The sequence below is a fragment of the Budvicia diplopodorum genome (assembly GCF_009800925.1).
Lineage (GTDB): Bacteria > Pseudomonadota > Gammaproteobacteria > Enterobacterales > Enterobacteriaceae > Budvicia > Budvicia diplopodorum.
In genome coordinates, this window is record NZ_WOYF01000017.1 from 46,628 (window position 1) to 64,984 (window position 18,357).

Annotated in this window: 14 protein-coding genes; 11 read left to right on the forward strand and 3 right to left on the reverse strand. The window is 48.3% G+C overall.

The genetic code is table 11. The annotated features are described in order from the left end of the window. Positions 1-181 precede the first annotated feature (181 nt). A complete protein-coding gene (locus GVI43_RS13740; RefSeq protein WP_159567425.1) occupies positions 182-709 on the forward strand; it encodes a gluconokinase in 528 nt (175 codons plus the stop codon). A gap of 2 nt (positions 710-711) precedes the next feature. Here the strand turns inward: GVI43_RS13740 and gntR are convergent, their stop codons facing one another. Further along, positions 712-1,707, reverse strand: coding sequence for a gluconate operon transcriptional repressor GntR (gene gntR / locus GVI43_RS13745; RefSeq protein ID WP_159567426.1), 996 nt, complete (start codon positions 1,705-1,707; stop codon positions 712-714). 793 nt (positions 1,708-2,500) lie between these two features. Here gntR and edd point away from each other — a divergent pair. The 4 genes from edd (at position 2,501) to GVI43_RS13765 (ending at position 7,476) form a co-directional block, all read left to right on the forward strand. Then, complete coding sequence (edd, locus tag GVI43_RS13750) at positions 2,501-4,306, forward strand: phosphogluconate dehydratase (RefSeq protein ID WP_159567427.1); 1,806 nt, start codon at positions 2,501-2,503, stop codon at positions 4,304-4,306. A gap of 298 nt (positions 4,307-4,604) precedes the next feature. Beyond that, positions 4,605-5,615: a 3-oxoacyl-[acyl-carrier-protein] synthase III C-terminal domain-containing protein gene (locus GVI43_RS13755; RefSeq protein WP_159567428.1), complete on the forward strand. Its 1,011-nt coding sequence runs from the start codon at positions 4,605-4,607 to the stop codon at positions 5,613-5,615. Beyond that, positions 5,612-6,241 (forward strand): phosphatase PAP2 family protein, encoded by a 630-nt coding sequence (locus GVI43_RS13760; RefSeq protein WP_159567429.1) that lies wholly within the window; start codon positions 5,612-5,614, stop codon positions 6,239-6,241. Before GVI43_RS13755 ends, GVI43_RS13760 begins: the two co-directional genes overlap by 4 nt. A 98-nt stretch (positions 6,242-6,339) precedes the next feature. Beyond that, the gene (locus GVI43_RS13765) at positions 6,340-7,476 is read left to right on the forward strand and encodes a fatty acid desaturase family protein (RefSeq protein WP_159567430.1); all 1,137 of its coding nucleotides are present in this window, start codon (positions 6,340-6,342) and stop codon (positions 7,474-7,476) included. A 7-nt stretch (positions 7,477-7,483) separates the two neighbouring features. On the opposite strand, the gene GVI43_RS13770 is transcribed toward GVI43_RS13765, so the two are convergent. Continuing rightward, the gene (locus GVI43_RS13770) at positions 7,484-9,769 is read right to left on the reverse strand and encodes a zinc/cadmium/mercury/lead-transporting ATPase (RefSeq protein WP_159567431.1); all 2,286 of its coding nucleotides are present in this window, start codon (positions 9,767-9,769) and stop codon (positions 7,484-7,486) included. A 179-nt stretch (positions 9,770-9,948) separates the two neighbouring features. Here GVI43_RS13770 and GVI43_RS13775 point away from each other — a divergent pair, with 179 nt between their 5' ends. Further along, on the forward strand, positions 9,949-10,824 hold the full coding sequence (locus GVI43_RS13775) for a carboxylate/amino acid/amine transporter (protein WP_159567432.1): 876 nt from the start codon (positions 9,949-9,951) through the stop codon (positions 10,822-10,824). Positions 10,825-10,827: 3 nt separating this feature from the next. On the opposite strand, the gene metR is transcribed toward GVI43_RS13775, so the two are convergent. Further along, positions 10,828-11,724 (reverse strand): HTH-type transcriptional regulator MetR, encoded by an 897-nt coding sequence (gene metR, locus GVI43_RS13780; protein WP_159567433.1) that lies wholly within the window; start codon positions 11,722-11,724, stop codon positions 10,828-10,830. A 101-nt stretch (positions 11,725-11,825) separates the two neighbouring features. Between metR and metE the strand changes: the two genes are divergently transcribed. From metE to hemG, 5 genes are all read left to right on the forward strand, one after another. Then, complete coding sequence (metE, locus tag GVI43_RS13785; RefSeq protein ID WP_159567434.1) at positions 11,826-14,108, forward strand: 5-methyltetrahydropteroyltriglutamate--homocysteine S-methyltransferase; 2,283 nt, start codon at positions 11,826-11,828, stop codon at positions 14,106-14,108. A 101-nt stretch (positions 14,109-14,209) separates the two neighbouring features. Continuing rightward, complete coding sequence (gene pepQ / locus GVI43_RS13790; RefSeq protein WP_159567435.1) at positions 14,210-15,541, forward strand: Xaa-Pro dipeptidase; 1,332 nt, start codon at positions 14,210-14,212, stop codon at positions 15,539-15,541. Beyond that, entirely contained in the window at positions 15,541-16,152 is a 612-nt protein-coding gene (locus GVI43_RS13795) for an IMPACT family protein (protein WP_159567436.1), read from the forward strand. Before pepQ ends, GVI43_RS13795 begins: the two co-directional genes overlap by 1 nt. Before the next feature lie 37 nt (positions 16,153-16,189). Next, complete coding sequence (trkH, locus tag GVI43_RS13800) at positions 16,190-17,641, forward strand: Trk system potassium transporter TrkH (protein ID WP_159567437.1); 1,452 nt, start codon at positions 16,190-16,192, stop codon at positions 17,639-17,641. Positions 17,642-17,681: 40 nt separating this feature from the next. Further along, a complete protein-coding gene (gene hemG / locus GVI43_RS13805) occupies positions 17,682-18,212 on the forward strand; it encodes a menaquinone-dependent protoporphyrinogen IX dehydrogenase (RefSeq protein WP_159567438.1) in 531 nt (176 codons plus the stop codon). Positions 18,213-18,357 lie beyond the last annotated feature (145 nt).

Below are 18,357 nucleotides of genomic sequence, written 5' to 3' on the forward strand. Positions count from 1 at the left end.
TCGCAGACAATGACGTCATGTTCGTATCATTTTTATGTAATAAGGCGCTTTTTTGCGTCCGTATTAATTCGTGATGTTTATCACATCTTTGGTTGTTACCGGTATCATGATACCGGTAACGTCATGTAATATGAAACCACGGTAAAGGATAAATGTTCATTTTGGGATAGAGATCAAATTTATGGCAGGTCAAAGCGTAGTTCTTATGGGTGTGTCTGGTTGCGGCAAGTCAAGCGTAGGTGCCGCAGTTGCCAGAGAATTAGGTGCTAAATTTATCGATGGTGATGATTTACATCCTCGCGCCAATATTCAAAAAATGGCCAGTGGTCATCCGTTAAATGATGACGATCGTGCTCCGTGGTTAGAGCGTCTCAATGATGCAGCATACAGTCTGAGCCATAAAAATGAAGTTGGTATTATTGTTTGTTCTGCGCTTAAACGCCGTTATCGTGAGCGTTTACGTCAGGACAATCCGGACATGATTTTTCTATATATGAAAGGCAGTTTTGATATCATTCTGGCTCGTTTAAAAGCGCGTGCTGGCCACTATATGCCAACAGACTTGCTACAGAGCCAGTTTGACGCATTAGAAGAGCCGAGTGCCGATGAGCCTGATGTCGTGAGCATTAATATTGATGGTAGCTTTGACGAAGTGGTATCACGCGGCGTTGAGGCTTTGCTGAAAGCGGGTATTCAATCTCGCAAATAGCCCTAAATACTGCCGCCGCGTAGTATTGTGAACCCGAGATCCAGCATTTTAGGCGCCACTGTTTCTCCTCGCAGACGGGCAAGAAGCCTTTCGGCAGCAACTTGTCCCATTTTCTCTCTGGGAGTTAATACGCTGGTGAGTTTGGGTTCCATTGACTGACCGATATCGTGCCCGTGGAATCCGGCAATGGCCATGTCGTTGGGAATCCGCAGTCCAAGCCTCTGGCACTCAAAGGCGGCACCAATAGCTAGGTCATCGTTGGTACAAAAGATGCTATTTGTTTCAGGATAACGCTGTAGGGCCTGCTTCAATAAGTCGCAGCCCAGACTATAGGATGAGGAACGATCGGTAGATACGCTGCGCGGCTCCAGACCGAATTCTCTCATTGCCTGCTCATAGCCCTGCAGCTTAATGATGGTCCGTTCATCCTGACGGGCGCCGAGATACACCGTATTGCGATGCCCGCTGAGGATAATTTCTCGGGTCATCTGATATGCGGCATCATGGTTATTGAAACCGACGGCAAGATCGATGCATGGCGATGCGCTGTCCATAATTTCAATAACCGGTATTCCGGCTATTTCGATCATTTTGCGCGTTCGTTCAGTATGGGTTCGCTCAGAAAGAATTAATCCATCAATATTGTATGAAAGCAGTGACGTTAACCGTAGCTCCTCTCGTGACGGGTGATAACCATAGTGGGCTAGCATCGTCTGATAGCCGTGGGCATCTGTGATGCTTTCAATACCGCGTAGTACTTCAGCAAATACCTGATTGGTTAACGATGGCAATAACACGCCAATGGCTTTACTGGTGGCGTTAGATAATATTTCAGGTGCTCGGTTTGGGATATAGCCTAGCTCATCCAGTGCTATAGCAATTTTGCTGCGTAACGCTTCCGATACTTGGGCGGGATCGCGCAGGTAGCGGCTGATAGTCATTTTTGTTACGCCAACTTGATTGGCCACATCTTGAAGTCCGGGTCTTTTTTTCTTCATTTTTCAACAAAATAATGAACGGATGATAAGTGAGTTTAACAAATAAAAATGCATTCTGGTACCTACATAATGACTTCTGATTTATGGGTTATCAAAGTAAAGTTTGTTATTGTAAGCGTATTGAATACCGTTATCTTGATTCAATAAGGAAGGCGATTTTTTATTTCTAATCAAGCTACGTTAATATTTATTTCATACTTTATAGTTTTAATCATAACTTCATCATTTTAAATGTTCATATTCACCGTGAAATTTATATTCATAACCGTATGTGAAAATAACTTAACGATAGTTAAACTATTTTTTAATATTTATGCCCCAAATATACTGTATTCCTTATGGCTAAATTCCGTTTGTGGTGTAAATGTGATTTTTGTCACAAAATTTTAAATTCCATCGGCTGAATCGAGTAAAGTTAGCTTCAAAAACGTATTGTTACCGGTATCATAAGGGTATATAGTGAGAGAGTGAACGGAAGTAACGGGTTGGATTATGGATATTTTGAAGGAGATAAAGGCGAACATTTGTTTCATGGCTTGAGTGGGCAAACAGAAAAAAACCTTACTGTTTAGATTTTAAATAAGCAGCAACTTTATTTATTCCTCTCTATTTGTAGGTGGGGATATTGCTTTTTAATTAAAATTTAAGTTTAAAGTTTGGGGCAAAAAATCATTAAGAATGACAATCAGTAATATTAAACCATATTGCTATTTTATCCTTCGATAATTTTAACAACCAAGATTTAAATATCAGTGATAACTAATTAATCTTATTCTATAAATAGGGGCCAAGCATGAATCCTATCGTTGAGAACGTTACTCAGAAAATTATCGCCCGTTCAAAGGCCACTCGTACCGACTATTTAGCTAAAATTGATGCGGCTAAAAATAAAACGGTTCATCGTTCTCAGCTTTCATGTGGCAACCTTGCCCATGGTTTTGCCGCCTGCTCCCCGGACGATAAATCGTCACTGAAGAATATGGTAAAAAGTAACATCGGCATTATTACCTCCTATAACGATATGCTTTCCGCCCATCAACCCTATGAACATTACCCTGAGCGTTTAAAAAATGCGTTACACAGCGTTGGCTCCGTTGGTCAGGTTGCCGGTGGAGTTCCTGCAATGTGTGATGGCGTTACGCAGGGTCAGGATGGTATGGAGCTCTCTCTACTTAGCCGCGATTTGATCGCCATGTCAGCCGCGATTGGCCTGTCGCACAATATGTTTGACGGTGCATTATTCCTCGGGGTATGTGACAAAATTGTGCCGGGATTATTTATTGCCGCCATGGCTTTTGGTCATCTGCCCGCCGTATTTGTTCCTGCTGGTCCAATGCGTACCGGCGCATCAAATAAAGAGAAGGTGCGTATTCGTCAACTGTATGCTGAAGGCAAAGTTGGCCGGGATGCGCTGCTGGAATCTGAGGCTAACTCTTATCATTCTGCCGGAACCTGCACTTTCTACGGTACCGCTAACTCCAACCAAATGATCATGGAAGTGATGGGGCTGCACCTGCCCGGTTCGTCATTTGTCTATCCGGATGTCACCTTACGCGATGAGCTTACCGATGCGGCCGCTCGTCAGGTAACTCGAATGACGGAGTCTTCCGGTGATTATCTACCGGTCGGGCGCTTAGTGGATGAAAAAGTGATGGTGAACGGCATTGTTGCTTTGTTGGCAACCGGCGGCTCAACGAATCACACCATGCATTTAGTCGCGATGGCTAAGTCGGCCGGTATTCAAATTACTTGGGATGACTTTTCCGAACTGTCTGAGGCGGTTCCGCTATTAACCCGTATTTATCCTAATGGCCCGGGCGATATTAACTATTTTCAGGCCGCTGGTGGGGTTTCTCTGCTGGTTCGTGAGTTATTAAACGGCGGTTTGTTACATGAAGATGTTCATACCGTCGCCGGTTTTGGTTTACATCGTTACACTCAGGAGCCTTTCCTTGACGGAGACCAGTTAGCGTATCGCGACGGGCCCCATGTTTCGCTGGATCCTGAGGTTATCTCTACGCTAGAGGCACCATTTGTTAAACATGGCGGTACTAAGGTGCTGTCCGGTAATCTTGGCCGGGCCGTTATGAAAACGTCAGCGGTACCGGAAGAGCGTCAGATAATTACTGCGCCTGCTGTGGTTTTTGAAAGCCAGTACGATATTGATGCCGCGTTTAACGCCGGGCAACTAGACCGTGACTGCGTTGTGGTTGTGCGCTTTCAGGGGCCAAAAGCGATTGGTATGCCGGAGCTGCATAAGCTAATGCCTCCACTAGGCGTATTGATGGACCGTGGATATAAGGTTGCATTAGTGACCGATGGCCGTTTGTCTGGCGCATCGGGTAAAGTTCCTGCGGCTATTCACGTCACCCCAGAAGCCTATGTAGGTGGACTGCTGGCTAAAGTGCAGGACGGCGATATGATTCAGATAGACGGCACGACCGGTAAACTTTCGCTGCTAGTTGGTGAAACTGAACTGGCTCGCCGTCAGGCTTCGGCACCGGATTTATCTGCGTCTCATGTGGGAATGGGCCGGGAGCTGTTCTCTGTGATGCGAGAGCAAATCTCTGGTGCAGAAGACGGTGCCAGCTGCTTCTGATTCCTTTGCTGTAAACAATTAAATAATTTGAGAGCGGCAGTAGCCGTGGTGGATTTATTTTCTTAATCTGCCACGGGTATTGCCATTTTTTATTGATATATATTGAGTTATTGATAATGATTTATTAGCAAATGAATGATTTAAAAAGTGTTTTTTCGTATTAGCAAGATGATCAAACATTGTAACAAATCCGACCAGTTAAATAGTGGTAATAGATTTCATACATGACTTATAGTGTTGGTATCTATGACAGGTAGCGTCATGCAGTTATTTAACCGCGTAAATAAAACGGATTTTTATGACGACTCATTCAACAATCAACAATATAGCTATTCCCCTTAAAGTCATTTCTACCGGAATTGCGTTGCCGGAAACTCGCGTTTTTTCTTCAGAGCTTGACCGCAGGCTGAATAAGTCCGCTGGGTATGTTGAGAAGCATTGTGGTATCGAATACCGTTTTCATGCACCTTTCGATCTCGATCCTGCCGTATTTGCCGCTCAGGCAATATACGATGCGTTACGGCGTCAGCAGATTAAACCTGAAAGTATCGACTTACTCATTTCCGCCTCCGCTATTCCCATTCAGGCCCTGCCCTATTCGGCCGCCCATATCCTTAAAGCTTCATCACTGCCTGCCGGAATCGCCTGCTTTGATATTAATACTAGCTGCGTTAGCTTTGTAACGGCGATGCACGTGGCCGCCTCTTTGCTGGCCAGCGGCGGATATCGTCGTATCGCTATTGTTTCAGCCGAACTGCCTTCCCGCGGTATTGACTGGAACCACCGGGAATCATCGTTGATTTTTGGCGACGGCGCGGCCTGCGCTATCGTTGAACGCGGCGACGGGCAAAGCGGAATTGTCTCTTATCTACTGGAAACCTATCCTGAAGGTATTGGCTACTGTGAAATCCGCGCCGGGGGCGTACGTAAAAACCTGAGATCCGGTATGGAAGACAGCGATTTTCTGTTCCATATGGACGGTAAGCCGCTGTTTAAAACTGCTTCCGGGCTGATTGACGGCTATATGGCCCGTTTGCTGGCTCCCAGCGGACTTAAGTTGAAAGATATGGCAACGGTGATCCCGCATCAGGCCAGCCATTTGTCGCTGGAACATATGCGCCGACGCTTAGGAATATCCCCTCAGGCGCTGATTGATATTTATCGCCACCGTGGGAATCAGGTTTCAGCTTCCATTCCCAGCGCACTGCACGAAGCCAGACTACGCGGAAAGTTTGAACCCGGGCATCCGGCTATGTTGATTGGTACCGCTGCCGGGCTCTCTTTCGGCGGTATGATATTGATGCCATGAAGACCAATAACGGACTGTTCCGCGCGGGCTCATGCCTGCTAGGCTGGGGGGTAGTCGGCCTATGTTATCACCTGAGTGGTCGCTGGCAGGGGGCTGGGAACTTGCAACCTCTTGGTCCGGTAGACCGATGGATATCTTATTCGCCTGATGCCATCTGGCCTTATCTCTCCTTTTTTCTTATCGTTCCTTTAGCCTATTTATTATGCCCACTGCGGCGGGTTCACTGGCTAACGGTATCGATGGCAATGTGCGCGCTAATTGCAGGCTGTATTTACCTGATTTGGCCTACTACCATGGAATATCCGCCGGTTAGCGGTAACGGGCTGAGTGAGCAGGTATTACTGTTTCTGATAAGCATTGATTCACCCCAGAACTGCTTCCCGTCTTTGCATGCTGCGCTAACGCTACTGTCTGTGGCCGCGGTTTACCAGCGACAGCACTGGCTACGCTCTGTGATGTTCATTGTGTGGGGAAGCGTTATCGCGTTTTCTATTTTGCAGCTACGCCGCCATTTATTTATCGATTTGCTGTCGGGTGTCGCATTGGCAAGCTGTGTCGGGTATGGGGTCTATTACTCAAGCCAGCGTTTATATAGTCTAAATATGGCAAGGATGTCCTATGACTGATTTAATCATACCGATTATTTTTATGCTGCTGATGGTGGGCCGCGCGTTTTAAAGACGATGGGCCACCATCATAATATTGAAAGTAAGGATGCAGACACATGGCTAAGTCAGTACCGCCTTTAAGCTATCGATCCCGAGACGATGTGGCGCTGCATAAGGCGTTGAATAAGGCCGTTCACCAATATTTGCAGGATAATAACGAGCACCGGTTTGCCGATAGCGCAATGCTGATAAAAATCGTTTTTTTATCAACGGTCTGTTTTGTGCTCTATTTTTTTACGTTAACCGTAAGCAGCAAAGTCGCTTTCTTATGTAGCTACACCGGGTTTTTGTTCTCTACGCTATTTCTGGCCGTCAATGTGGTGCACGATGCCTCCCATAACGCTATTTTTCGTCAGGCGTGGGCTAACCGCTGGCTGAATAATGTGATGACTATTCCGTTGGGTCTGGATGCGGACTGCTGGCGAGTAAGGCATACCATCTGTCATCATGGCCATACCAACGTTAAAGGGTACGATCTGGATATTGAGGAAAATGGCATACTGCGCCAAACGCCTTACCAGCGCTGGTGGCCTTTGATGCGCCTGCAGCATTATTATTGGCCGGTGGCAGCGGCATTAACTTTTCCGATCTTTATTTGGGTTACTGACTGGCTAGATCGAGCCGGATTTACCCGCGTGACGATTAAAATGAAGTATCAGGGTATCAGAGGCTGGTGCTACTTTTTATTGAGTAAATCGCTGCACTTGGCCGTTTCCTTACTGATCCCTATGCTGGCCGCTCAGGCTCTGTCCATATCCATCGCTGACGTTATCGTGGCTTATCTGCTCAGCCAGATGCTGTCATCGCTGATTTTTGTTGTGCTGATCCTTGGAACCCACTGGGCCAAAGCTAAGTTTTATCTGGCCCCGAAGCAGGGTTTAATGCCGCACGGTTGGTATCATCATAACTTCTCGACTACGTTTGACTGGCTTACTACGCCACAATGGCTAACCTATTGGCTGGGTGGACTGAATCTGCATTTAACCCACCATCTGTTTCCTGACTGGAATCATCGTCACTATTTGGCATTGGCTAAGATTATTGAGCAAACGGTGCCTGAGTTTAATATTGAGTACCGCTGCGTTACCCTTGGAGAGCTGTTTAAGTATCAGCAGAAGTTTTTGCGTGAGATGGGCAATAACAAGGGGCCGGATGAAGACTCCCAACCCGCCAGCCATCAGGCCGACGGGTGAGTGCGGTTTAACCTTGGTTTTCTTCTTTTCTTTTGCGTAACAGGCGCAGCGCGTTGGCGGTAACCAACGCGGTTGCACCTGAGTCGGCAAGCACGGCAAGCCATAACCCGGTCAGGCCTAACAGGCTGGTGACCAGAAAAACGGCTTTTAGCCCGAGTGCGATAGTAATGTTCTGACGAATGATTTTACGGGTGGCACGCGACAGCACAATCATATCGACTAAACCAATCAGCCGGTTGTGGGTTAGCGCGGCGTCGGCGGTTTCTAGTGCCACGTCGGTTCCTCCGCCCATGGCAATACCGATAGTCGACGATTTCATCGCCGGGGCATCGTTGATACCGTCTCCTACCATGGCCGTTGGCCGTTGCTTGTTCATGGCAAGAACCGCGGTGACTTTGTCTTCCGGCAACAGCCCGGCTTGGTACTCAATACCTAACTCATTAGCGATAGCCGCAGCGGCGCGAGGGTTATCACCGGTCAGCATCACACCGTTTACGCCAATATTGCGTAACGCAGTCATGGCCTGTTTTGCGTCTTCACGCATGGTGTCGCGCAGGGCCATCAGGCCAATAACTTGGCCGTCACGCAGTGCCATTACCACCGTTTTCCCCTGATCTTCTAGCCGGGTAATCTGTGACCGATCTTCGACAGAGAGCTGGTTTTCATCCAGCTTAGAGGGCGCGCTAATCAGAATGGTTTGGTTATCTACTTTGCCCTGAACGCCTACTCCGGCAATAGCCCGGCGCTCTTCGGCTTCGGAATAACTGATTCCAGCTTCTGTCGTGCGGCGGATAATCGCCTGAGCCAGAGGGTGATGAGAACCTGACTCGATGGATGCCGCCAACTGCAGTAGCTGCTTATCGCTGATGCCCGGTGCCGGAATAACGTCCGTTACCGTTGGTTTGCCTTCGGTCAGGGTGCCGGTTTTGTCGAACGCGATTTGAGTTATGGAGCCTAACTGTTCTAAAGCCGCGCCGCCCTTAATCAGTGCGCCACGGCGGGTTGCTGCGGCCAGCGCCGAGGTGATTGCTGCCGGGGTAGAGATAACCAGCGCACAAGGGCAGCCGATTAACAGTAAAGTCAGCCCGCGGTAGATCCAGGTTTCCCAAGGCTGGGCAAAGGCCAGCGGTGGAATGATAACCACCAGAAGAGCAAATAGCATAATGCTTGGGGTGTAGTAACGGCTAAAGCGATCGATAAAACGTTCAATTGGCGCCCGGCGTTCTTCGGCTTCTTCGATCAGGCTCAGAATACGATCAACCGCATTGTTGCCCGGCTCAGATAACACTTTAAGCTGGATGACGGTGTCTACCGCCAGACTACCGGCGGCTACTTTTTCTCCGCGCAGGCGATCGACCGGAATTGATTCTCCGGTCAGGGCGCTTTCATCGAAACCGGCACCGTCGCTGATAAGTTCGGCATCAACGGGTAAGCGAGTTCCGGGCGCTATCTCGATAATATCGCCGGGGCGTAGGCTGGCCGCGCCTACCACTTTTCGTTCGCCGTTACTGAGTACAACCGCCTCTTCCGGCAGTAATGCCATTAATGAGGTCACGCCCTGACGCGCCCGGTTGGCCGCGTAGGACTCCAGTAATTCCCCGATCATAAATAGCATCAGCACCATGGCGGCCTCTTCGGTTGCGCCAATAATCAGCGCTCCGATAGCCGATATACTCATCAGTGTTTCAATGGCAAACGGTGTACCCGAAAGGGTCTGGCGGATAGCCTGACGGCCAATCGGGATGATGCCGAATAGCGTTGTTAGTATAAAAGCAGCGCGCCCGTACGATGGGGAGAAGGATTCGATTATCCAACTAAGCAGGATCAGGGCCGCCAGAATTGCCGGTGGGGCATATTCTTTAAAGCGGCGCGATTTATCCACCGCTTTAGATACTGGGCGGGTGCCGGTAGCCGACGCCAGTGAGTAACCGGCTTTTTTTACCGCCTGCTCAATTTTATCGGCCAGATCTTCACTGTGTTTAATGTCTACGACCAGCTTTTCGGTAGCGAATAAGATTTTTGCATTTTCAACCCCCTGAACCTGATAAACCGCCGTTTCAACCTTCTTGGCGCAGCTCGGGCAATCCATACCAAAAACTTGCCACGTCAGGCGGGTATTGCCTTCGGTTGGTTGTTCAAGCTTTTCATTGGAGGTACTGCATGACTGGGCACAACAGGATGAATGTTGGTGGTCGTCACCATGACTATGCGGGTGATTATGGTCATGTAGCCCCGGTATTTTGGCCGTTTTAATATCGATGTGGCTGGTCATTTTGGTTTTTCCAATTTGCATCTAATAGCAGTACTCTACACCTTGGAGCCCACTCCAGAGTCAATAGGGTATTTATATTAATTACGATTACTTATTGTTTATTATTTGTTCGAATGTAAATTAAATAAAGTTAGAAATGGTTACCAATCTGAAATATACTGCCTGCCTTGCTGAAATTGAATCAAAAGGTGGCGTTTGAGATGCCGTTACTTATAGCCACAACGCTGCTTTGGGCGTTCTCGTTTAGTCTGATAGGCGTTTATCTATCAGGACAGGTTGATAGCTGGTTCGCGGTGTTTATCCGGGTATTGCTGGCTTTTATTGTCTTTCTGCCGTTCTGGCGTTTTCGTGGCGTAACGCTCAGGCAAGCACTGTTATATATGGTGGTTGGTGCATTCCAGCTTGGGATCATGTACCTGTTTTACTACCAGTCTTTTTTGTATCTCAGCGTACCTGAAATTCTATTGTTCACGATTATGACGCCGATTTACGTCACGCTGGTTTACGATCTACTGGCGGGTAATCGGCTGCGGGTTGGGTATTTGCTGAGCGCGCTGCTGGCCGTGGCCGGTGCGGCAGTGATTCGTTATAACCAGCTTAGCCCGCAGTTTTGGTTTGGTCTTGCTCTGGTGCAGGGGGCCAATATTTGTTTTGCCATCGGTCAGGTGGGCTATAAGCGGCTGATGGAGGTTTACCCGATGCCGCAACGTCATGCTTTTTCATGGTTCTATCTTGGCGCACTCTGCGTTGCCGGTACGGCGTGGATGCTGTTTGGTAACGTCAACAAGCTGCCGACGACCGGGGTGCAGTGGGGCATTTTGCTGTGGCTGGGGGTTGGTGCGTCAGGGCTGGGGTATTTTATGTGGAACTATGGCGCTACTCTGGTGGATGCCGGAACGCTGGCTATTATGAACAATGCGCTGATCCCGGCCGGTCTGCTGGTGAATTTTGCCATTTGGCAGCACGATGTTGAATGGCTGCGTTTGGCGGTCGGAGGTGGAATCATTTTCGCTTCATTGCTGGTGCATAAACGTTGGGTTGTTGCCAATTCCGAGCCGCTTGGAAAGTCGGCCTGACTATCAGGCCAGCTTGATGAAAGGTAAACTACCGGCGTGGCTGCGCGCCACGTCGATAAAGGCGCCAATGGCCAGTTGGTTTTGTTCACCGTCCCGGACTGCGGCGTAAAGCCTGCGCCATAGCCCGTCTCCCAAAGGTTTTGTTACCACTAATCCTTGCTTCTCAGCCCCTTCAACCACCCAATGGGGAAGGGCTGCGATACCCATCCGGGCAGAAACCATCTGGATAAGCAGCATAGTATTATCCACATTTTTTAACGCGGGGGCGATGCCTGCCGGCTGAAGAAAATGGGTCCAAACGTCCAACCGCTGGCGCTGAACCGGATAAATTAATAAGGTTTCGTCGGCCAGATCTCGTGGCTCTAGTCCGCTCTTCTCTGCCAATGGATGTTCCGGTGCAACAACCAGGCGCACTTCAAAATCAAACAGCGAAGCGTAGTGCAAACCGCTGCGCGGTAGAATATCTGACGTCATGACCAGATCGAGGTCGCCTTGCTGTAGGGCGGGCTGAGGATCAAAAATAACCCCGGCTTTAAACTCAATGGCAACGTCCGGCCAGTCGTGGCGGAAGGTATTCAGGGCGGGGGTTAGCCACTGAATACAGCTATGGCATTCAATGGCCAAACGGAGCTGATTGTTAGGCGGTTGGTTGCAGGTTTGCAGCGCCTGCTGAACTTGAGGAAGCACGCGATCGGCCAGCGTTAATAAAATATCTCCCTGAGCGGTAAACTGGATCGGCTGACTTTTACGCACGAATAGCCGATAGCCCAACCGCTGTTCTATCTCATTAAACTGGTGAGAAAGTGCCGATTGAGTCAAATGCAACCGTGTTGCAGCACCGGCCAGAGAGCCGGAATGGCGCAAGGCCTGTAGCGTTCGTAAATGCTTCAATTCGATCATGAAGGTTCTTCACCATGAAGATGAAAATATTGCGCTTGTGTAATACACCATACCTATTGATTATAGATGTGTAAACATCTAGACGTCTAAATGAGGTTGCTATGAGTATTCAAAGTCATATTTTAGGTTTTCCACGGGTTGGTTTAGCGCGTGAATTAAAAAAGGTATTAGAGAGCTATTGGAACGGCGATATCGGTCGGGATAGCCTGCTGGCAACCGGGCGCGAACTGCGTTCCCGTCACTGGTTGCAGCAGCGCGATGCCGGTGTGGATTTGCTCCCTGTCGGCGATTTCGCCTGGTACGATCACGTATTAGGTACCAGCCTGCTGTTGGGCAATGTTCCCGAGCGCCATCAGAGTATAGACGGCAAGATCGATCTTGATACCCTGTTTCGAATTGGTCGTGGCAGAGCTCCAAGTGGTGAGCCTGCGGCTGCGGCAGAAATGACTAAATGGTTTAACACTAACTATCACTATATGGTGCCTGAGTTGTATAAAGGCCAGCGCTTTAGTCTGGCGTGGAACCAACTGTTTGACGAAGTCGATGAAGCGTTAGCTCAAGGCCACAAGGTTAAGCCGGTGCTGTTAGGGCCATTAACCTACCTATGGTTGGGTAAAGTTAAAGGCGAGCAGTTTGATCGCCTGACTCTGCTGAACGAAATTTTGCCGGTTTACCAACAGGCGTTGGCAAAACTGGCCGAGCGTGGCGTTGAGTGGGTACAGATTGATGAGCCAGCTTTAGTTCTTGATCTGCCTCCAGAGTGGCTGGCGGCTTATCAGCCCGCCTATGGCGCTCTTCAGGATAAGGTGAAATTGCTTTTAACTACTTACTTTGACGGTATCAGCCATAATCTTGAGACCATTCGTCGGCTGCCTGTTCAGGGGCTGCACGTCGATCTGGTGGCGGGTAAAGATGATGTATCCACGCTGCATCAGCAATTACCGGCTAACTGGGTGCTGTCTCTGGGAGTGATTAACGGCCGTAACGTATGGCGGGCTGACTTAACGCGCTGGTTTGAACGTTTGCAGCCTTTAATCGGGCTTCGCTGTTTCTGGATTGGCAGCTCTTGCTCTCTGTTACATAGCCCGATTGATTTAAGCGGGGAGCCGCGGCTGGGTGAAGAAGTGAAAGGCTGGTTTGCCTTTGCTATTCAGAAATGCGGTGAAATCAGCCTGTTAACCAATGCATTAAAGAATCCATCCGATCTGGTTATTCAAAAAGCGTTAGCCGATTACAGTGCGCCAATCCGCGCCCGCCAAAATTCTTCACGGGTACATAATGCTCAGGTTGAAACACGCTTGGCCGGGATCCAGCCGCAGGATAGTCAACGTCATCAGCCCTATGAAGCCCGCGCACAGCGGCAGCGTGCTAAATATAATTTACCCGCATGGCCGACGACGACTATCGGATCTTTCCCTCAGACTACCGAGATTCGCTCATTGCGCCTCGACTTTAAGCAAGGCCGCCTGGATACCGGCAAATACCGGGTTGGTATTTGTGAACATATCAAGCAGGCGATTCTAGAGCAGGAACGCTTAGGATTAGACGTGCTGGTGCACGGCGAAGCTGAGCGTAATGACATGGTGGAATATTTTGGCGAGCATTTGGACGGTTTTGTGTTTACCCAAAACGGTTGGGTACAAAGCTACGGTTCACGCTGTGTAAAACCGCCGATTATTATCGGTGATATCAGCCGCCCAGAGCCGATTACCGTGGAGTGGGCGAAGTATGCCCAATCGCTGACCGTTAAACCGGTAAAAGGGATGTTAACCGGCCCGGTAACGATCCTTTGCTGGTCATTCCCGCGGGAAGACGTTAGCCGTGAAGTGATTGCTAAGCAGATAGCTTTGGCGCTAAGAGATGAAGTCACCGATCTGGAACTGGCCGGTATTGGCATTATTCAAATTGATGAGCCTGCGCTAAGAGAAGGTTTACCGTTAAGAAAAGCCGAGTGGAACGATTACCTCAACTGGGCAACCGAAGCCTTCCGGATTAACGCATCGGGCGTGAAAGATGAAACTCAAATTCACACCCATATGTGTTATTGCGAGTTCAATGACATTATGGATGCCATCACGGCGCTGGATGCCGACGTGATTACCATCGAAACGTCCCGCTCAGATATGGAATTGCTTGAAGCCTTTGAGTCGTTTGAATATCCGAACGAAATTGGCCCGGGCGTTTACGATATCCACTCGCCCAACGTTCCAAGCGTTGAGTGGATTGAAGCGTTATTACGTAAAGCCGCCAGCCGAATTCCGCCAGAGCGCCTGTGGGTTAATCCCGACTGCGGCCTGAAAACCCGCAGCTGGCCAGAAACCCGCCGGTCTTTAGAAAACATGGTTCAGGCAGCCCGTCAATTGAGAGCAAGCGCTAATAATTGATCGCTTCCATCAGTAAATAGGCAGAAATGGGGTGCAATCGGCACCCCGTTTTTATAGCTGTGATAAAATTAGTTAGATTTCTATTTTAAACGGGTGATCTGATGGAAAAATTAGCATCGTTGTACCAAGCACACATTTCAATACTTCAGCAGCGTACGCGCGACGTACTAGAGAGAAACCAGCTTGATGCCTTGCTCATTCATTCCGGTGAACTGGTTCGTCTGTTTCTCGACGACAGAGATTACCCGTTTAAAGCTAACCCTCACTTCAAGTCATGGGTTCCAGTCACTGAGGTTCAAAATTGTTGGATTTTAGTTGATGGCGTTAATCGCCCCAAACTATGGTTTTATTCTCCAGTAGATTATTGGTACAGCGTTGAGCCTGTACCTGACGGTTTCTGGACACCTTATATTAATATTACTCCGTTAAAAAAGGCCGATGACATTGCTCAATATTTACCGTGTTCGCTTGCCCGAATTGGCTATATAGGCCCGAATCCACACCGGGCCGAGTGGCTGGGTATTACCGCTGAGAACATCAACCCCAAAGCGGTAATCGATTATCTGCATTATTACCGTTCTTACAAAACTGAGTATGAGCTCAGCTGCCTGCGTGAAGCTCAAAAGGTGGCGATTAACGGCCACAAAGCGGCGAGAGAGGCTTTCTACTCTGATATGAGCGAGTTTGATATTAATATCGCTTACCTTAGCGCCACCGGGCACAGCGATACCAACGTTCCCTACGATAATATTATTGCGCTGAATGAACATTCTGCAGTGCTACACTATACCAAGCTTGACCAGCAGCCTCCGGCTGAATTCCATAGCTTTCTGGTCGATGCTGGGGCGGAATATAACGGTTATGCCGCCGATCTCACTCGCACCTACGCCCGCTATAAAGACAGTGATTTTGGCCTGTTGATTAGAGACCTGAATAATGAACAGCTGGCGTTGATTGCGACAATGGAGCAAGGGGTGAATTTTACCGATTACAACCTGCAAATGCATCATCGCATTGCCAAATTACTGAAGAAGTTTGAGCTGATTGTTGATATGAGTGAAGAGGATATTGTTGAGACAGGGATCAGCTATACTTTCTTCCCTCACGGACTGGGCCATCCTTTGGGATTGCAGGTGCATGATGTCGCCGGTTTTATGCAGGATGACACCGGAACTCACGTCGCCGCGCCACAAAATTTCCCGGCGCTGCGCTGTACCCGAGTACTGGAACCGGGAATGGTGCTGACTATTGAGCCGGGGCTTTATTTTATCGATACCCTATTGGCGCAATGGCGTGGCGGCCAGTTCAACGCGAATTTTAACTGGTTGCGTATTGATCAATTCAGGCCTTATGGCGGTATCCGTATTGAGGATAACGTGGTGATTCGTAAAGATCGGATCGAAAATATGACGCGTGATTTAAAGCTATCCTGATGGAGCCGTATTTAGTTCCTGACGAAGCGGTCAATTTTGACGAAGAAATTAAAAAAAGCCGCTTTATTACTTATTTAGCGCCGGTAAACGGTGCTGATAAGGCTAAATTGTACATACAGAATATTAAGGATCGGCATCCGACAGCCCGACATCACTGCTGGGCCTATGTTGCCGGTGTGCCAAATGATTCTCAGCAACTCGGTTTTTCTGATGACGGAGAGCCATCCGGAACGGCCGGCAAGCCCATGTTGGCCCAGCTGATGGGGAGTGGTATCGGTGAAATTGTTGCCGTTGTGGTTCGCTATTATGGGGGTATCCTGTTGGGAACCGGTGGGCTGGTCAAAGCCTATGGAGGCGGCGTTCAACAAGCATTAAAGATCTTACCAACGCGAATTCAGGTGCCAAAATCCAAATATCATCTGGTTTGCAATTACCAACAGTTGGCAATGGTTGAGATATTCCTTCAACAGGTTGACGGGCAAATCGTTCATGCTGATTACGGTGTGGCTATCAGCCTAACGCTATTATTACCAACGCTAAATGCGCAGTTTATCGCAGATAAACTGCGCGATGTCAGCCGCGGAGCATTGCTTTTATCTCCGGTTACGTAATAATCCTCTGGTTTTCTTATTTAGAAGGATCGGCGGAATGCATTTTCGCACTATAACCCGCATTGTCGGGCTTTTGGTTATTCTCTTCTCTGGATTAATGATTATTCCGGGAGCGGTGGCGTTGATTTATCGCGACGGCGCCGGACGCGCATTCAGCCAAACGTTTGTTGTTGCTATTATTATCGGCCTTTTCCTATGGTTTCCTAACCGCGATCAAAAGAAAGAACTGAAGTCACGAGAAGGCTTTTTGATTGTCGTATTGTTTTGGACAGTGTTGGGAAGCGTAGGGGCCTTGCCTTTCCTGTTTGCCGATCCTGTTGGGATGAGCGTTACTAATGCTTTTTTTGAATCTTTTTCCGGGCTGACCACTACCGGAGCCACTGCGCTTATCGGGTTGGATAGCCTGCCTAAAGCTATTTTGTTTTATCGCCAGATGCTTCAATGGCTGGGCGGTATGGGTATCATTGTACTCGCGGTGGCCATTTTGCCCTTGCTAGGCGTTGGTGGTATGCAATTATACCGCGCCGAAATGCCGGGGCCGCTAAAAGACAGTAAGATGCGCCCCCGTATTGCTGAAACGGCAAAGACTCTATGGCTTATATACGTATTACTGACGGCGGCCTGTGCAGTATCTTTGTGGGCAGCAGGCATGACACCGTTTGATGCCATCGGCCACAGCTTCTCCACTATTGCTATCGGCGGTTTCTCTACTCATGAAGCGGGGCTGGGTTTTTATAATAACTCTCTGATAAATAACATCACTGCGGTATTTTTATTTATTGCTGGCTGTAACTTTGGCCTGCACTTTGCCGTGCTGAGCGGCCGTAGCGTTAAGGTTTACTGGCGAGATCCTGAATTCAAGACGTACTTCTTTATTCAGGTGGTGTTGATTGGCATTTGTACCTTGGTCTTATGGCAGCAGCACGTTTACGGCTCATTATTCGAATCGCTAAATCAATCATTTTTCCATGTTATATCAATGACCACTACCACCGGATCATCCACTGAGGCGGTTGCAAACTGGCCATTATTTTTGCCCGTCATGCTATTAGTTGCCACTTTCATTGGTGGTTGCGCAGGCTCTACAGGCGGTGGTCTTAAAGTTATTCGAGTACTACTGCTATTCCTGCAAGGTTTGCGGGAGCTTAAGCGGTTAGTTCACCCTAATGCGGTTTATACCATCAAACTGGGCAATAGAGCGTTGCCCGAGCGGGTGATTGAGGCCGTCTGGGGGTTCTTTTCTGCCTATGCGCTAGTGTTTATCATTAGCATGCTGGCTCTAATGGCGACGGGGTTGGATGCGTTCTCTGCGTTTACCGGCGTTGTATCCTCATTGAATAACGTCGGTATTGGTATTGGAGACTTTGGCGGTAATTATGCTCAGGTCAATGATCCTGCTAAGTGGATCCTCATTGTGACAATGATGTTTGGCCGCTTAGAGGTATTTACGCTTTTAGTTCTGTTTATGCCAATTTTCTGGCGTGAATAAAAAACGGCAATAGATAAGAAAAAAGTAAGGAAGAGAAATTATGAAAGCATTGTTACTTTATTCCAGCCGAGAAGGGCAAACTAAAACCATTGTCTCTTATATCGCCAATCAAATTCAGGGCTACATGAAAGTAGACCTTTATAGTTTAGATGACATGCCAAACGTCAACTTGGCGGATTATAAAGGCGTTTTGGTTGGCGCATCTATTCGCTATGGCCATTTTAGTAAAACGTTTAAAGCTTTTATCGAGCGTAATAGCGAAACGCTAAATCAAATGCCAACGGCTTTTGTTTCTGTTTCACTGATAGCGCGTAAAGCGGAAAAGCAGACGCCACAAACAAACAGCTATACCCACAAATATTTGCTATCGACAAAATGGCAGCCCACGATCTGCGGCGTTTTTGCCGGTGCTCTACGATATCCTCGTTATACATGGTTAGACCGAGTGATGATCCAACTGATTATGAAAATGACCGATGGTGAAACGGATAGTAGTAAAGAAGTTGAATATACAGATTGGGAGCAGGTTAAGCGATTCGGTTCCGATTTTGGACGTTTAATCATCAAGTAGTAGATATATTCCCCAGCGTTGGCGAAAAATAAAGCGTTCAGATAATAATTGCGATTTAACGCTTGCCAGATGATTCTCAGACCCTATAATGCGCCTCCACTGACACGGCAAACCGCCGTTCAGCACGAGGCGTTCAGGCAAAAAT

Excerpts from the sequence above, each read along its gene's own strand:
- pepQ (WP_159567435.1), top strand. The coding sequence starts at position 14,210 with ATGGAAAAATTAGCATCGTTGTACCAAGCACACATTTCAATACTTCAG.
- GVI43_RS13770 (WP_159567431.1), bottom strand. The coding sequence starts at position 9,769 with ATGCAAATTGGAAAAACCAAAATGACCAGCCACATCGATATTAAAACG.
- edd (WP_159567427.1), top strand. The coding sequence starts at position 2,501 with ATGAATCCTATCGTTGAGAACGTTACTCAGAAAATTATCGCCCGTTCA.
- metR (WP_159567433.1), bottom strand. The coding sequence starts at position 11,724 with ATGATCGAATTGAAGCATTTACGAACGCTACAGGCCTTGCGCCATTCC.
- GVI43_RS13765 (WP_159567430.1), top strand. The coding sequence starts at position 6,340 with ATGGCTAAGTCAGTACCGCCTTTAAGCTATCGATCCCGAGACGATGTG.
- GVI43_RS13740 (WP_159567425.1), top strand. The coding sequence starts at position 182 with ATGGCAGGTCAAAGCGTAGTTCTTATGGGTGTGTCTGGTTGCGGCAAG.
- metE (WP_159567434.1), top strand. The coding sequence starts at position 11,826 with ATGAGTATTCAAAGTCATATTTTAGGTTTTCCACGGGTTGGTTTAGCG.
- GVI43_RS13775 (WP_159567432.1), top strand. The coding sequence starts at position 9,949 with ATGCCGTTACTTATAGCCACAACGCTGCTTTGGGCGTTCTCGTTTAGT.
- GVI43_RS13755 (WP_159567428.1), top strand. The coding sequence starts at position 4,605 with ATGACGACTCATTCAACAATCAACAATATAGCTATTCCCCTTAAAGTC.
- GVI43_RS13760 (WP_159567429.1), top strand. The coding sequence starts at position 5,612 with ATGAAGACCAATAACGGACTGTTCCGCGCGGGCTCATGCCTGCTAGGC.
- trkH (WP_159567437.1), top strand. The coding sequence starts at position 16,190 with ATGCATTTTCGCACTATAACCCGCATTGTCGGGCTTTTGGTTATTCTC.
- GVI43_RS13795 (WP_159567436.1), top strand. The coding sequence starts at position 15,541 with ATGGAGCCGTATTTAGTTCCTGACGAAGCGGTCAATTTTGACGAAGAA.
- hemG (WP_159567438.1), top strand. The coding sequence starts at position 17,682 with ATGAAAGCATTGTTACTTTATTCCAGCCGAGAAGGGCAAACTAAAACC.
- gntR (WP_159567426.1), bottom strand. The coding sequence starts at position 1,707 with ATGAAGAAAAAAAGACCCGGACTTCAAGATGTGGCCAATCAAGTTGGC.